1 protein-coding gene is annotated in these 304 nt (G+C 43.8%); it reads left to right on the plus strand.

What is annotated here, in order from left to right; genetic code table 11:
* Positions 1–36: 36 nt before the first annotated feature.
* The coding region (locus RJ01_RS16070; protein WP_171248489.1) for a transposase family protein at positions 37–304 on the plus strand (268 nt) is incomplete at its 3' end.

Genomic DNA, 304 nt, shown 5'->3' on the forward strand with positions numbered 1-304 from the left:
TAGATCTCTTTCATAAATCAAAAAACGATCTTCTTTTTGGTTAATATTTGCACTCCGGATTTCTTGGCATTCGTGCATAATCTGCGGATGAAATACATCGATTCAAACAAGCTTTCTGATCCTCAGTTCAAGCGATACACAGGCATCTCATGGTCAACTTTCTATTTGATGGTTGAGCAATTGCAGAAGCATGTCTCTGCCAAAGGCAGACCGCCCAAGTTAAGCCTGGAGGATCAGGTTCTGCTCTGTCTGAGCTATTGGCGGGAATACCGAACCTTATTTCACGTTGCGACGAGTTACGGGG

The organism is Acinetobacter sp. YZS-X1-1 (assembly GCF_000804305.1).
Taxonomy (GTDB): domain Bacteria; phylum Pseudomonadota; class Gammaproteobacteria; order Pseudomonadales; family Moraxellaceae; genus Acinetobacter; species Acinetobacter variabilis.